Below are 14,341 nucleotides of genomic sequence, written 5' to 3'. Positions count from 1 at the left end.
TTGGCCAGTACCGCCACCGGAGCGAAGATGCAGCGCATCCCGCGCTATCTGCAACTTGCAGCCGAACTGCGCGAGGAGATCCTCAAGGGCGATTTCGCTGGCGGTCGGCAGTTCCCGACCGAGACCGTCCTGTGCCGCAAGTACGACGTGAGCCGTTACACCATCCGTGAGGCGCTGCGCCGGCTCGAAGCGGAAGGACTGATCCAGCGACGGCGCGGTTCGGGCACGACCGTCCAGCCGGCCGCCGCCCGTGGCGGCGCGCTGCACCAGCCGCTCTCCAACGTGGGCGAGCTGCTGCAATATGCCCAGGGCAGCGAAGTGGTCTACGAAAGGCAGGGTCACGGCCCGCTTCCCGGCGAGGTCGCGGTGCAGCTTGCCGATCCGACCGACGGCGAATGGACCGCGTTTCGCGGGGTCCGTCGTCATGCCGGGGATGCGCCGCCGATTGCTGCGACGGACGCCTATTTCCACGAGATGCTTGGCGATGCGGTCGAGGCTCTCGATCTCGGCGCCGGCACGCTGTTCAGCCAGATTGAACAACTCGCCGGCGTGCAGATCGGGAAGGTCACGCAGGACATTCAAGCGATCGCCGCCGACCCCGCGATCGCTGCCGCGCTCGAGGTGGACGAAGGCAGCCCGGTGCTGCGGATCCTGCGGTGCTATTTCGATCCCAAGGGACGGATCTTCGAGATCTCGGTCAGCCACCATCCCGGTGACCGCTTCGCCTACGCGATGCACATCGACGTCGAGGCTTGAGGCGGAGATCACGCAGCCCCTTCTCCCAGCCCCGGGACACGGCCCGGCGACCAGTTCTCACCGGCAAAACGGATCGCGGGCGCAATGAAATGGCCGCCGCTCGCGTCCGCCACCGTCAGGCCGCGCTCGGCGACGTGCGGGGAATCGAGCGCCTCGCGGAAGTCGAGCACCGGGGCGAAGGCGACATCCTTGTCGGCGAACCATTCCACCCACTCGGCCCGGGTTTTCGTGGCGAAGGTTTCGCGCAGGTAGGCGATCAGTTCGCCCTGCTCGCCGGCCGGGGCATCGGCGAGCGGATAGAGGTCCTCGCGGCCCAGTGCGACCAGCAGGTTGCGCGCGAATTTCAGCTCCCGCCCGCCCAGCACGATGTGGCGATCATCGGCGGTGCGATAGACCTGATAAAACGCCGCCCCTCCTAGGCTGCGCTGCGCAGCCGAGCGCGGGCTTTCGCCGCCCGCGATGGCACTGCCGGCAATATGGGCGCACCAGGGCAGCAGGCTGTCGAACATCGCGCAATCGATATAGGCGCCCTCCCCCGTCCGGTCGCGCCCCACCAGCGCCATCAGCACCGCGGAGAGGGCCGTCAGCCCTGCCGCCAGATCGGCGCTCGGCGCGCCGGGCACAACTGGCGTCCCGTCCGCGCCGTCATTGACCGAAAGGAACCCGCTCAGGGCCTGCACCGCCATGTCGTGCGCGGGGTGATGCGACAGCGAGCCTTCCTGCCCGAAGGCCGAGATCGAGCAATAGACGATATCGGGGCGGATGGCCTTGACGCTCGCATAATCGAAGCCGAGCCGCGCCATCACCCCGGGCCTGAAGCCTTCCACGAACACATCCGCGCCGGCGACCAGATCCCGCAGTGCGGCCTTGCCGTCCTCGCTCTTGAGATCGAGCACGACGCTTGTCTTGCCGCGATTGAGATTGGCGAACCACACCGAATGGGTGGCACCGTCATAGGTATCGAAGGGCGCCTGCTCGCGCGCCGGATCGCCTGCGGCCGGCTCGATCTTGATCACCTCCGCACCCTGGTCGGCCATCATCACGGTCAGCATCGGGCCCGGCAGGAACTGCGAGAGATCAATCACGCGTATGCCGCTGAGCTTGCCCATGCTCCTGCCCTCTCCCTCCCTTGCGGCCGGCGTCAGACGATCCCGTCCGCGCGCAGGCGGGCGATCTCGTCGGGATCATAGCCGAGGTCGGCGAGAATATCTTCGCTGTCGGCTCCGAGCAGCGGCGCGGCCCGGTTGGGCAGCCGCTTGCCGTCGAACTTGAGCGGGTTGGCCAGCACCTTGAGCTCCGGCGCGTCGGGGTGGTCCACGCTGTCGCGCAGGCCGATCTCGGCAAGCCACGGATTGTCGAGCGCCGCGCCAAGCTCATAGACGGGAGCGACGGGGACATGGCCGCCGAGCAGTTCCTGCCAATGGGCCATCGGCTTCCGGCTGAATTCCTCGTCGAGCAACCGCGTCAGCACCTCGCGGTTCGCCAGCCGGTCGGCATTGGTGGCGAAGCGGGGGTCGGCGGCCAGATCCTCGCGGCCGATGCGGGTCGTGAGGATGTCCCAGAACTTGGGCAGCTGGCACATCACGAACATCCAGCCGTCGGCGGCGCGGAACATCTGGCTGGGGGTAGCGGTGGGATGGGCGCTGCGCGGCGTGCGCTGGGTCTCGTCGCCGTTGTTCATGTACCACAGTGCCGGATAGGAGGTCTGGTGGACCGCGGCAGACAGCAGATCGGTATCGACGTCCCGCCCCCTTCCGCTGCGCTGCGCGTCGACCAGCGCGCCCAAAAGGCCGATGCAGAAGATCGTTCCGGTGATGAAATCGACCATCGACAGGCCCATGCGCTGCGGGTCGCCGCCCGGCTCGCCGGTCAGCTGGCAATAACCCGCCTCGGCCTGCATCAGGTAGTCATAGCCCGGCCACTTGGCGCGCGCGTTGTCTCGTCCGTATGCCGACAGGTGCGCGCAGACGATGGCCGGGTTGACCCTGCCGAGCGCGGCGTAATCGAGCCCCAGCCGCGCAGGCAGATCGCCGCGCATATTGTTGGCGACGGCATGGCTCTGCCTCGCCAGCCGGTGCAGCACCTCCTGTCCGGCGTCGGTTCCGAGATCGAGCGTCAGCGACCGCTTGTTGAGGTTGAAGGCCTGGAAGTAGACGCTTTCCCCCGGGCGCAGGAAATGCGGGCCCACGGCGCGCGCCGTGTCGCCGCCGCCGCGCCGCGTGCCATCGGGAGCAGGCTTGCCGGGCGGCTCGATCTTGATGACCTCGGCGCCCATCTGGGCGAGGAACATCGTGCCGTAGGGACCAGCGCCGTATTGTTCGGCGCTGATGATCCGGAAGCCCCGGAGCGGAAGATCGGTTGCCGGCTCCATCGCGCGCCGCCCTCTCAGGCCGGGTTTTCCTTGAGGTGCTGCTTGGCGATGATCATGCGCTGCATCTCGTTGGTCCCCTCGCCGATGCACATCAGCAGGCTGTCACGGTAATAGCGTTCGATGTCGTATTCCTTGGAATAGGAATAGCCGCCGTAGATCCGCATCGCCTCCTGGCTGTTCTCCACCGCGGCCTCGCTGGCGAAGTACTTGGCCATGCCGGCTTCCTTGTCGCAGCGTTCGCCGCGATCGTAGGCCTCCGAGGCGTCGAGCGTCAGCAGCCGTGCGGCCCGTGCGCGGGTGACCATTTCGCCGAGCTTGAGCTGGATCGCCTGGTGTTCCGCGATCGGTTTGCCCATGGTCTGTCGTTGCTGAGCGTATTCGGTGGCGAGCCGGAGCGAGCCTTCGGCCAGCCCCACACCGCGCGCGGCGACGTTGATGCGTCCGAGCTCGAGCCCGCCGGTGGCCTGAAAGAAGCCCTGCCCCTCGACGCCGCCGATCAGCTGGTCGGCGGGGATGCGGTAGTCCTCCATGACGAGTTCCGCGCTATCGATGCTCTTGTAGCCGAGCTTGTCGAACTTCTTGCCGGTGGAAAGCCCTTCGCGCTTGTCGGCGATGAAAAGGCTCATGCCCTTGTAGCGCGGTTCGGCGGCAGGGTCGGTCTTGGCCAGCAGCGCGAAGCACTGGCCGTTAAGCGCGTTGGAAATCCACGTCTTGGTGCCGTTGAGGATGTAGTCGCCGTTCGCATCCTTCCTCGCCACGGTGCGGATCGCCTGAAGGTCGGTTCCGGCGTTGGGCTCCGTCAGCGCCAGCCCGCCGCGGATCTCGCCGGTCGCGAACCGGGGCAGCCACTTGGCCTTCTGCTGCGCCGTGCCGAAACGTTCGACCGCTGCGGCCATGATGAGGTGCGAGTTGAAGATGCCGGTGATCGCCATCCAGTGGCTCGAGATCTTCATCACGATCTTGGCATAGGTCGTCGCGGGCAGTCCGAGACCGCCGTATTCCTGCCCGATGGTAGCCCCGAACAGGCCCATCTCGGCCATCTGTGCGACCAGTTCGGCAGGCCAGATGTCGTTGTGATCGTGGTGCTTGATGACCGGGATCACCTCGCGCTCGAGCCAGCGGTCGATCGCGTCCATGAAGGCGCGCTCCTCCTCCGGGTCGATCGTGCGGATCGGGTTGGCGATTGCTGCGGCGGTGGCCATGACTTTGGGTCCTCGGGGTCTTGCAGGGTTACTTGTCGAGCGCGCCGAAGCCGCGCTTCCACACCAGTACGGTGCGCTTGTAATGGGCGACGATGTCGCCGTGCTGGTTCTTCGCGATGGTCTTGAAGGTGACGATGCCCTGTTCGGGGCGACTGGCGCTTTCGCGCTTCTCCAGCACTTCGCTCTCGCAATAGAGCGTGTCGCCGACGAACAGCGGCTTGACCATCCGCACCTCGTCCCAGCCAAGGTTGGCGATCGCCTTGCCGCTGGTGTCGGAGACGCTCATGCCGGTCATTAAGGCAATCGTGAACGGGCTGACCACCAGCGGCTTGCCGAATTCGGTGTCCTTCGAGAGCTCGTAATCGAAATGGGCCGGGTGGGTGTTCATGGTGAGCAGCGTGAACCACACGTTGTCGGCATCGGTGATAGTGCGCCCGGGGCGGTGTTCGTAGACGTGGCCGACCACGAAATCCTCGAAATAACGCCCCTGCACCTCGCGGAAGCGGCCGGGGGAAACCTCGATGTAGCTGTCACGCATTCGCTTGCTCCTCGTGGCGCGTCACAAGCGCGCGATACCTGATGATGAAGGGCGCCTCGAGCATGCGCCCGCGGAACCGGATCGCGCGCCCGCCGCCGGCCTCGTAGGCGGCCAGCGCCTCGCGCGCCTCTGCAACCTCCGCCTCGGTCGGCAGGAAAGCGGCATGAATCGCGGGCAGCTGCGCGGGATGGATCGCCGCCTTGGCGGAAAAGCCGATCGCGCGGGCGCGCGCCGCTTCCTCGGCAAGGCCCGCTTCGTCCTCCAGCCGGATGAAGGGAACGTCGATCGCAGGCTTTCTTGCCTCGGCGCAGGCGAGCAGAAGCTGCTGGCGTGAAGCGAGCAGCGGCTCCCACGCCAGTTCGACGCCCAGCTCGCCCGAGAAATCGCCGCCGCCGAACATCACCGCAGCGACCTTATCGGCGGATGCGATGGCAAGAGCATGGCGCAGGCCCCGGGGTGTCTCGATCAGCGGGATCAGCTGCGGGCACCGGTCGCCCAGCGCGCCGGCGATGACCTCCAGATCGCCCGCCAGTTCGACCATCGGCACGAGCAACACCTCGGGCAATGCGGGTGAATCGACCAGCGCGGCAAGATCGCGGACGCCGGCGGCGGTGCGCACCGCATTGATGCGGATCGCCCAGCCCTGCGGCGCTTCGGCCACCTGCCCCAGCGCAGCCGCACGGGCGGCATCCTTGTCGTCAGCCGCGACCGCGTCCTCGAGATCGATCACTGTCAGACCCGCGCCCGCCGCCTTCGCCTTGGCGAAGCGATCGGGCCGCGATCCGGGGACGAACAACAGGCTGGCTGCGGCAAACACGATGGCGGTCCTGATCCTATCGGCGCTCTACCGCACCACTCAGAATTGAGGCTTCACAATTTGTCCGGACAAATCTAAAGTCAAGGAGGAATTGTGCGATCCATCGCGCTTGTTCCGCATATCACGCTGGTTTGGAGGGAAAAGATGACATCCAGGAAATTCGGCCGTTGGGCTACCGCTTTGCTCGCCGGCGCGACGCTGGCAGCGGGGGCAGCGGATGCCCGCACGCTCGACCCTGCCAATCCGCAGGACGCGCTGGAGATCTCCAAGCGGCTGCAATGCGGCGTCTCTGCGGACAAGCCGGCGGTCTATCACTGGTCGGGCAACATCTACGGGCGCAGCCCCGGGGTGCGCGACAAGCTGCTGTTCAAGGGCGAAGGCATGAACATCCGCCGCTGCGTCGAGGTGAACGATCCCCAGCGCGGCAAGGGCTGGCGACTGGTCAGCCGCGAGGTCATGCTGATGCTCGACCCCAAGACCGGCGAAGTCCTCAAGCAATGGACCAACCCCTATACCGGGGAAACGGTCGAGGTAATGCACATCCACAACGACCCGGTGAACGGTCGCCCCAACTTCGCGGTGGGTGCCGACGGCAAACCGCTCACGCTCGACAGCCTGCGCGAGGCGGGCGACTATGTCTTCATGCCCTTCGAGGCGCCGCTATTCTACACCAATCCGCTCGCCGGCGATTATCAGGAGTATGTCGGCGGCGAATATCACGCGATGGAGATCTTCGATTTCGGCGCGCTCAAGAGCGAGCTTTACGACAGCACCAAGCCGACGGCCTATCCGATGATCAGCTGGGTGCGGATTTCCGGCTGGGCACCCTGGATGAAGATGGGCAGCCGCCCCGGGCAGATGGTGTTCAATGCCATGGGGCGCAAGCTGCCCGGCGGCTTCGAGGACCTGCCAGCCGTGCTCAAGAACGAGATCCGGGCCAACTACCCGATCTACGAGCAGGCCCCGCCCGCCGACGATATGCGCCCGAACGAGACCACCTGGACGAAGTTCAAGCTGCTGACCGATCAGGCGCGCAAGGCTGCGGGCACCAGCGGCAAGACCGGCGAGGGCCATTGATCCCGACGACGCGGCGCGCCTTTCTGGCCGGGGGGAGCGCCGCGATCATCGCCGGCGCCGCTCCGGCAGGGGCGCGCAGCAGGACCGAGGCCGATGTAGCGATCATCGGCGCGGGGCTCGCCGGGCTTCACGCGGCGCGGCTCTGCGAGGCGGCGGGCCTGTCGGTCGTGGTGCTCGAGGCGGGACAGCGCGTGGGCGGGAGGCTCCACACCTTGCGCGACCTGCCGGGTGCCCCCGAAGCCGGAGGGATCCAGGTCGGGGCGGGATATGCCCGTCTGCGCGCGCTGGCCGACCAGCTCGGGATCGACCTCCCCGATGGTGCCGGCAGCGGTGCGGGCCTCGCCGATGCGCCCGGCAATCTTTACGTGATCAATGGTGCCACCGCAGCGCCTGCGGCGTGGGCAACCAGCGCCGGCAACCGCCTCGCCGAGCGCGAGCGTGCCGTCGAACCGGCCGCGCTGATGCGGCATTACGCCCGCGCCTTTACCCGTCTGCCCGGACCTGCCGCCTGGCGCGATGCTCCGCCCGATGCCGACATCTCGGTGCGCGATGCGCTGAGGCAGGCCGGGGCGAGCGAGGAGGCGCTGCGACTGATCGGTGCCAATTTCAACGGCAATTCGCTCGACGCCATGTCGCAGCTCAACCTTGCCAGAACCTTCGCCATCTACGCGAGCCAGCCGGGCCCGGTCGCGACGATCGCGGGAGGATCGCAGCGCCTGCCCGAAGCGATGGCGTCGGGCTTGCGGCGCGAAGTGCGGCTCGGCCAGACCGTCGGCGGCATCCGCGAGGACGCCGGCGGGATCAGCCTCCGGCTCGGCGACCGGACCCTTTATGCGGCACAGGCGATCTGCACGATCCCCTTCGCCGCCCTGCGCCGGATACCGATGGACGTCCCCTTTACCCCCGCGGCAAGGCGGATGCTCGTGGAGTTGCCCTACACCCGCGCCAGCTTCGCCTACATCGCGGCGAGCGATCCGTTCTGGGAAGCCGACGGACTGCCGCAAACGCTTTGGACCGACGAGCCGCTGATCGGACGCGTGTTCGTGCTCGGATCGAACCCGCCCATGCTCAAGCTCTGGACCACCGGGGCCGGCGCGGACCTGCTCGACCGGATGCCGCCTGACGAGGCAGGACGCCTGATCGTGGCGCGGCTCGAGGCCATGCGTCCTTCGGCCAGAGGCAAGCTGCGCGTGCTGCGGTTCTTCAGCTGGCAGAAGGAGCCCGGCGCGCGCGGCATCTACCACCATATCGGCACCGGAATGGCCGCCGACCTCGCCGCCCTCACCCGCCACCGCGGAACCCGGATGCACTTCGCCGGCGAGCATCTCGGCCAAGCGGCGAGCGGCATGGAAGCGGCGCTGGAAAGCGCCGAGACAGCGGTCGAGGCGGTGCTGGCGCGCGTCTGAGCGGCCGAAAGGCGAACGGCGGAAGCACCGTGTGCTCCCGCCGTCCGATGCGTCATCTCGGAGGCTGATCCGTCAGAAGCGCACCTCGGCGATCACCCCGAAGCGGCGCGGCGGACGGAGGCCGGCGATGAAGCTGCGGCGCAGGTCGCGGTTGGCGTCGGCATAGCGGATCAGCTGGTTGACCGCCGTCTCGTCGAACAGGTTGCGGACATACAACTGGATACGGAAGTTGTCGTTCTGCGCGCCGAGCCGGACATCACTGATCACCGAATCGCCGGTTTCGGCCAGATTGTGGACCTGCGCGAAGCTGCTCGAGAGCAGATAGGCGTTGATCCCCGCAAAACCCTGCCACCCGGAATCGCCGATGTCGCGGCGATAGTCGAGATCGACGAAAACGGTGTGCTCGGGCGCACGCGGGAGCGACTTGCCGGTGATGTCGCCGAACCGCGACTGGCAGCCCGAGATGTTGGGCAGCTGGTCGCCGTTCGAGCAGTTGACGAGGCGATCATCCGCCACATCGTCAAGCACGCCCTGGTTCTCGTCCAGACCGCGACGGAAGCGGCTGTTCGCATAGGCGTAGTTGGCCGTGAGGGTCAGCTCGGGCGAAGGGCGGGCGATCAGCTCGAGCTCGAAGCCGTTGATGCGCGCGTCGCCGGCATTGTTGATCGCGGTCACCTGCTGCGGAGCAGCCGGCGGGTTGATCACCTCAACCGGCTGCGTCAGCTGGTATCCCGTTATCTGGTTGTGGAACAGGGCGAGGTTCACCACCAGCGCGCCGTCGAGGAAGGTGTTCTTGGTGCCCACCTCATAGGATTTCACGTCCTCGGCATCGAAGGTCGAGCGACCGACCGAGATCGCCGCTGCCCCGTTGAAACCGCCGGGCTTCTGACCTTCCGAATAAACGGCATAGAGCAGATTGTCCGGGGTCAGCTGGTAATCGACGGTAATGCGCGGAAGGAACTCGCGGAATGTCGCCTCGCCGCGGACGGGCGCGCCGATATTTCCTGCGGCCACGGTTGCGGTCTGCGCCAGCGTGCGGATGCGCTCTTCCTGATACCGCCCCTCGGCGCTGATCGAGAGCTGATCCGTCAGATTGTAGCTGATCGAGCCGAACACCGCCATGTTGCGGATATTGTCGATCGAGCTGTTGCGGCTCTCCGCAAGGGTGCCGAGCGGGAAGGCCGGGCTCAGCGAACCGCAGCGCGGCGTGATCGCACAGCGTGCCTGACGGGCCGCAAGCATGTTGGCATTGGCTTCGGCCTGCGCCCCCGGAGGCAGCACGCGGTTGTCGCGTGAGACGCTGTCCTGATCCCAGTAGTAGCCGCCCAGAAGGACCCGCGCGCGCTCGGTGGTGTATTGCAGGCGAAGCTCCTGCGACCAGTCTTCGCGTTCGGAGGCATTCGAGAACGAGAAATCGGTCTGCGAGCTGGCAAAACCGAAGGGCACCGAAGGCGCCACCGGCGAGCCGAGCGGAATGGTGGCGAAGATCACCCCCTGGAAGCGGTTCGGCGAATAGTCGCCATCGGTGCGCTGCACGGCTTCCCGGTTGTTGTAGCCGGTCAGCGAGGTTAGCGTCAAATTGTCGGTCAGATCGATGTCAATGCTGAGGCCCGCGTTCCAGGTGTCGATTGCGTTGCCGACGAACTCGCCCGCGAACTGGCGGCTGTAGTCGCTGCTGACCGGACGCGGCTGGATCACGCCGCAGAAATAGCGGCCACGCCCGGCATAGAGGGCACCGTTGTCGGGCAGGCAGTTGTTCTCGTTGGCATCGGTTGCGAAGATCGCCGGCTGGCCATCGCGCGTCCGGGTATAGTTGCCGCGCAGACCGACCCGCAGTGCGCCGCCGTTGTCGTACTTGAGCATGGCAAAGCCCGAACTCGTCTCCTGCACACCGATCGGCGTGCCGTCGAACTGGTTCGTGAACAGGCCTTCGTTCTTGAAGTAGCGCCCACCGACGATCAGGCCGAGCCCGGGTGCGAGCGGGCCGCTGATCGAACCGCTGACGTCATAGGTCATGCCCTCGGCCACATCGGCCTGAACCCGCCCGCCCCAGCGGTCGCCGGGCGACTTGGTGATGATGTTGATCGCGCCCGAGTAGGTATTGCGGCCGTAGAGTGCGCTCTGCGGTCCCTTCACCACCTCGATGCGGGCAATAGAGTCGACGTCGTAGTCGGCAATGGAGCCGTTGAAGTAGATGCCGTCGATGAAGAAGGCGACGCCGGAATCCCCGAGGATGTTCGCCTGTCCGCGGATCACCGGACGGTTCGCGTCCCGGCCGAAGCTGTCGTCGAAGACAAGGCCGGCGGTGGCGCGGGTCAGGTCGGTGACGCTGTTGAAACCGAGCCGGTCGATCCCTTCCGATGTCACCACCGAAACCGCCAGCGGCGCTTCCTGAAGCCGTTCCTCGGTCTTGCGCGCGGTAACGACGATCTCGTTGCCGCTGGGCACTGTCGATACCGCTTCCCGATCATCATCACCCGTCACGGTCTGCGCCATCGCCGTGGCCGGCGTCAGGATCGTGGCCGTCAGCAAGATGCTACGAACAAGCTTCTTCATGATGTGTTTGCCTCCCATTGGCCCCTGCTCCGCGGAGCGGCACCGTTAAGTCCCCCTAGCATTTCTGCCTGTGCCGAAAAATTTGTCCAGACAAATTTTTGTCGCAGACCAATCGTGGTGCTAAAGCGTGGCTTTGCGACGACACGGGATCGCCCCGGTCAGAGCGGCTTCGCGTTGCCGAGGAAGGCGGTTGCGACCAACAGCAGATAGACCGCGAACACCCAGATGCGGGTGCGGTCCATCGTGCGGCGCAGCGGGATCTCGGTGGCGTCGCTCGACCCTTGCGTCAGGACTGCCGCCAGCTGCGCCCCGACAGGCTTGAACGTCACGTCGATCATGATCGCAGCGACGAAGATGCAGCCGAACAGCAGCGCCTTGAGAGCGAGCCAATCCGGCTCAAGCGGCGCGCCGACCAGCAGGCTCTGACCGCCCAGCCAAAGGTAGAACCCGCCGACCAGCCAGCGCAGCCAACCCTCGATGCGGCGGTTGCGTGCGGCGCGCGGGGTCTGGTCGTGGCGGTGCGAGTCCCACACCAGCCACAGCCAGCCCAGACCGACGCCCCATGCGCCGGCCAGCAGTCCGCCGGGGACGTCCCACCACCCGCCTGCTTCGACGACACTCAGCGACAGCGGCACCATCAGGGCCCAGGCACTGCGCGGGATCATGTCGACCTCGACCAGCAGCGTGAGCAGGGCGATACGCTGGTCGAGCGACCATTTGTCGCGTTTGCGGAAATGCTGTCCCAGCATGAACACGCCGACGTCTGCGCCAAGCCACAGCACGAACAGCAGAAGATGCGCGTAGACGAGCGCCGGATAGGCGAGTGCGGCAAGATCCAAGGCGACGGCTCCCGTGTCAGAGTGTTGCGCATAAATCACGTCCGGCGACATTTTTCATGCGCATTGTCCGGACAAATTGCATTTCGACGCTTGACAGGCAAGCTTTTGTCCGGACAACTTCAGGGTGCGCAGGAGAGCGGCGCTGGATCGTCAGCAGGCGACCAGGCTCACATTCGGTAAGGAGCCCCATTCCATGACAATCCGTGTTCGGCTGTATCCGGCGCTTGCCGGCATGACCTCCGCCCTTGCGCTCTGCGCAACCGCCGCTCCCGCCCTGGCACAGGACAGTTCCAGTGGGGACACGCAGGCCGGCCAGCAGCAGGGCGGCGTGTCCGACATCATCGTGACCGCCCAGCGCCGGCAGGAAAGCGTTCAGGATGTGCCCATCGCGATCACCGCTTTCGGGCAGGAGGAGCTCGAGCGCCGCGGGATCGCCAATGCGCTCGAAGTGGCGCAGTTCGTGCCGAACCTCGTCGGGCTCAACAACACCGGTCTGGGTTCGGCCAACTCCTACTACCTGCGCGGTATCGGCAACACCGAGTCGATCGCGACATTCGATCCGCCGATCGGCACCTATGTCGACGATATCTACCTTTCGCGCCAGAATGCGAACAACCTGTCGCTGTTCGACGTCAACCGGATCGAGGTGCTGCGCGGCCCGCAGGGCACGCTGTTCGGACGCAACACGACAGGCGGTGCGATCAGCGTTCATATGAACGAACCGGGCGACCGCTTCGGCGGCTATGCCGAGATCGGATACGGCAGCTACGACCAGAAGCTCGCCCGCGCCTCGATCGACCTGCCTCTTGCCGACACCTTCGCCATCAAGGTGTCGGGCTACTGGCAGGATGACAACGGCTTCACGATCAACAACGTCACCAAAGAGCGCGACAACGAGAACGACGGCTGGGGCGTGCGGCTCGGTCTGCGCGGCGAGCTCGCCGACTGGGCGCGCTGGACGGGTTCGTACATCAAGACCTCCTCGAGCGCGGGCAACACGCTCAATTTCGATTGCGACCCGACCAATCCGGCCAATTGCGACGGCCGCTTCGCGGCGACCGGGATTAGGCGCAACGGCAGTTTCGTCAGCTCCACGTTCGGGCCGCTGCTGACAGGTCGCAAGTCCGGCTTCGGTCTTGGCAACGAGGCGACGATGGACTTCATCTCGTCGAACCTCGAGTTTGACCTCGGCAGCGACTGGACGGTCAACATCATCACCGGCTTCGTCGATCTCAACCAGGACTTCGCCGTCGACTTCGCCGATGGTCGCGCCCTGCCGAGCCTGACCGCACCGGTCCCGCCGATCCGCGGCTTCACCTTCGGCGGGTTCACCATCGTCAACGAGGGCCAGCACACTCAGTTCACGCAAGAGATCAAGTTCACCGGTTCCATCGGCGACGGGCTGATCGATCTAGTCGGCGGCGTGTTCTACTTCCACGAGGACAACCGCACCGATTTCGGCGACATCTTCTCGCTCGCCATCGCCCCGCTGCCCGACGGCTTCCCGCTGGTGCTTGCGGACCGCGTGATCGACAACGGTGCCGAGGCATGGGCGGGCTATCTCCAGGCCGACCTCAACCTCACCGATCGCCTGACGGTGACCGCCGGCATCCGTTACACCGACGAAGAGAAGACCTTCGCGATCCGTGACAACCGCCCTCGCCTCGGCAATAATCTGTGCCGTGCTGCGGCGCAGCTCGGCCCGTCGCAGTGCATCGACACGGCCAATCTGATCGCGACCAACGGCCGGCCCATCCCGACAAACCAGTCCATCGACATCTTCACCCCGCGCTTTGCCGTCAATTTCCGGGCGACCGACGATGTGCTGCTGTTCGCCTCGGCGACCCGCGGCTTCAAGTCGGGCGGCTGGAACGCGCGTGGGACCACAGCCTCGGAACTGCTGCCCTTCGGGCCCGAGACCGCGTGGAGCTACGAAGCGGGCGCCAAGACCGAATTTCTCGACCGCAAGGTGCGCCTCAACCTGACCGCCTTCTGGATCGATCTGGCCGACCTGCAGACGCCCTCGGGCTTCATCCGGCCAGACGGATCGCTCGCGTTCCTGATCCGCAACTTCGCCGATTACCGCAACAGGGGTCTCGAACTCGAGCTGACGACTGTGCCGGTCGAGGGGCTTAACCTGTTTGCGTCGATCGGCTACCAGGACGACGAGTACCGTATCGACCGCAACGCTCCGGCGCTGGATGAATTCGGGGTGCAATCAGTGGCCGCGCAGCAAGCGACCTGCCTTACGCAGCTGGCCGCGCGGCGCATTCCCAATGCCCCCGCCGGTGCCAACAACGCCGCTGCCTGCGGTGTCGGGATCGTCGCTCCCGATGGCACGATCGCCGAACCTGTCCGCACGCCCGACTTCACCATCGCGGTCGGCGGCAGCTACGATATCGCCATGGGTGATCTCACCCTCACGCCCTCGGTGAATGCCAACTGGCGCAGCGAGAGCGAAGTGGGCACCAGCAACGTCACCTTCTACGATCAGGACGTGACCGGACCGACCGGGACGGTGTTCCCGGCCAACACGCTGCGGCTCGGGAATCTGATCGATCCGATCACCGGTTCGTTCAGCGAGGATCGCTGGATCGTCAACGCCGGCCTGACGCTCAAGCATGTCGGCGGCTGGGCGCTGGTCGCGGAATGCCGCAACTGCTTCGATGAGGAGGCGGTCGAGAGCTCTCTGGCCAACTTCAGCTATCTGAACCCGCCGCGCACCTGGGTGGTGCGGGCGAAATACGACTTCTGATCGGACTGTCCATGCAAGAGCAGC

Annotated in this window: 11 protein-coding genes; 4 read left to right on the top strand and 7 right to left on the bottom strand. The window is 66.0% G+C overall.

Features of this window, described 5'->3' with window-relative positions; genetic code table 11:
• The gene (locus CBR61_RS08760; RefSeq protein ID WP_233996681.1) at nt 1-756 is read left to right on the top strand and encodes a GntR family transcriptional regulator; all 756 of its coding nucleotides are present in this window, start codon (nt 1-3) and stop codon (nt 754-756) included.
• A gap of 8 nt (nt 757-764) precedes the next feature.
• Here CBR61_RS08760 and CBR61_RS08755 read toward each other — a convergent pair whose 3' ends face one another.
• The 5 genes from CBR61_RS08755 to CBR61_RS08735 are packed head-to-tail and all read right to left on the bottom strand — an operon-like array spanning nt 765 to nt 5,684.
• Nucleotides 765-1,865: a CaiB/BaiF CoA transferase family protein gene (locus CBR61_RS08755; protein ID WP_088914013.1), complete on the bottom strand. Its 1,101-nt coding sequence runs from the start codon at nt 1,863-1,865 to the stop codon at nt 765-767.
• Nucleotides 1,866-1,897: 32 nt separating this feature from the next.
• Entirely contained in the window at nt 1,898-3,127 is a 1,230-nt protein-coding gene (locus CBR61_RS08750) for a CaiB/BaiF CoA transferase family protein (RefSeq protein ID WP_088914012.1), read from the bottom strand.
• A 14-nt stretch (nt 3,128-3,141) separates the two neighbouring features.
• A complete protein-coding gene (locus CBR61_RS08745) occupies nt 3,142-4,329 on the bottom strand; it encodes an acyl-CoA dehydrogenase family protein (RefSeq protein ID WP_088914011.1) in 1,188 nt (395 codons plus the stop codon).
• Between the two features lie 28 nt (nt 4,330-4,357).
• Nucleotides 4,358-4,867: a MaoC family dehydratase gene (locus CBR61_RS08740; protein WP_088914010.1), complete on the bottom strand. Its 510-nt coding sequence runs from the start codon at nt 4,865-4,867 to the stop codon at nt 4,358-4,360.
• The gene (locus CBR61_RS08735; protein ID WP_233996680.1) at nt 4,860-5,684 is read right to left on the bottom strand and encodes an HpcH/HpaI aldolase/citrate lyase family protein; all 825 of its coding nucleotides are present in this window, start codon (nt 5,682-5,684) and stop codon (nt 4,860-4,862) included. Before CBR61_RS08735 ends, CBR61_RS08740 begins: the two co-directional genes overlap by 8 nt.
• Before the next feature lie 144 nt (nt 5,685-5,828).
• Here CBR61_RS08735 and CBR61_RS08730 point away from each other — a divergent pair, with 144 nt between their 5' ends.
• Together CBR61_RS08730 and CBR61_RS08725 are read left to right on the top strand one after the other, a co-directional pair.
• Complete coding sequence (locus CBR61_RS08730) at nt 5,829-6,761, top strand: DUF1838 family protein (RefSeq protein ID WP_088914008.1); 933 nt, start codon at nt 5,829-5,831, stop codon at nt 6,759-6,761.
• On the top strand, nt 6,758-8,167 hold the full coding sequence (locus tag CBR61_RS08725; protein WP_157696541.1) for a flavin monoamine oxidase family protein: 1,410 nt from the start codon (nt 6,758-6,760) through the stop codon (nt 8,165-8,167). Before CBR61_RS08730 ends, CBR61_RS08725 begins: the two co-directional genes overlap by 4 nt.
• 72 nt (nt 8,168-8,239) lie before the next feature.
• Here CBR61_RS08725 and CBR61_RS08720 read toward each other — a convergent pair whose 3' ends face one another.
• The gene (locus tag CBR61_RS08720) at nt 8,240-10,723 is read right to left on the bottom strand and encodes a TonB-dependent receptor (protein ID WP_172835938.1); all 2,484 of its coding nucleotides are present in this window, start codon (nt 10,721-10,723) and stop codon (nt 8,240-8,242) included.
• 158 nt (nt 10,724-10,881) lie between these two features.
• Complete coding sequence (locus tag CBR61_RS08715) at nt 10,882-11,562, bottom strand: hypothetical protein (RefSeq protein WP_088914006.1); 681 nt, start codon at nt 11,560-11,562, stop codon at nt 10,882-10,884.
• Between the two features lie 193 nt (nt 11,563-11,755).
• Between CBR61_RS08715 and CBR61_RS08710 the strand changes: the two genes are divergently transcribed.
• Complete coding sequence (locus CBR61_RS08710; RefSeq protein ID WP_088914005.1) at nt 11,756-14,317, top strand: TonB-dependent receptor; 2,562 nt, start codon at nt 11,756-11,758, stop codon at nt 14,315-14,317.
• The last annotated feature ends 24 nt before the right edge of the window (nt 14,318-14,341 follow it).

The organism is Porphyrobacter sp. CACIAM 03H1 (assembly GCF_002215495.1).
Lineage (GTDB): Bacteria > Pseudomonadota > Alphaproteobacteria > Sphingomonadales > Sphingomonadaceae > Erythrobacter.
This window is presented reverse-complemented; position numbering and strand designations above follow the sequence as displayed.

Bases quoted from the DNA above. Each gene is read 5' to 3' on its own strand.
- CBR61_RS08745 (WP_088914011.1), bottom strand. From the start codon at position 4,329: ATGGCCACCGCCGCAGCAATCGCCAACCCGATCCGCACGATCGACCCG.
- CBR61_RS08710 (WP_088914005.1), top strand. From the start codon at position 11,756: ATGACAATCCGTGTTCGGCTGTATCCGGCGCTTGCCGGCATGACCTCC.
- CBR61_RS08755 (WP_088914013.1), bottom strand. From the start codon at position 1,865: ATGGGCAAGCTCAGCGGCATACGCGTGATTGATCTCTCGCAGTTCCTG.
- CBR61_RS08740 (WP_088914010.1), bottom strand. From the start codon at position 4,867: ATGCGTGACAGCTACATCGAGGTTTCCCCCGGCCGCTTCCGCGAGGTG.
- CBR61_RS08720 (WP_172835938.1), bottom strand. From the start codon at position 10,723: ATGAAGAAGCTTGTTCGTAGCATCTTGCTGACGGCCACGATCCTGACG.
- CBR61_RS08730 (WP_088914008.1), top strand. From the start codon at position 5,829: ATGACATCCAGGAAATTCGGCCGTTGGGCTACCGCTTTGCTCGCCGGC.
- CBR61_RS08750 (WP_088914012.1), bottom strand. From the start codon at position 3,127: ATGGAGCCGGCAACCGATCTTCCGCTCCGGGGCTTCCGGATCATCAGC.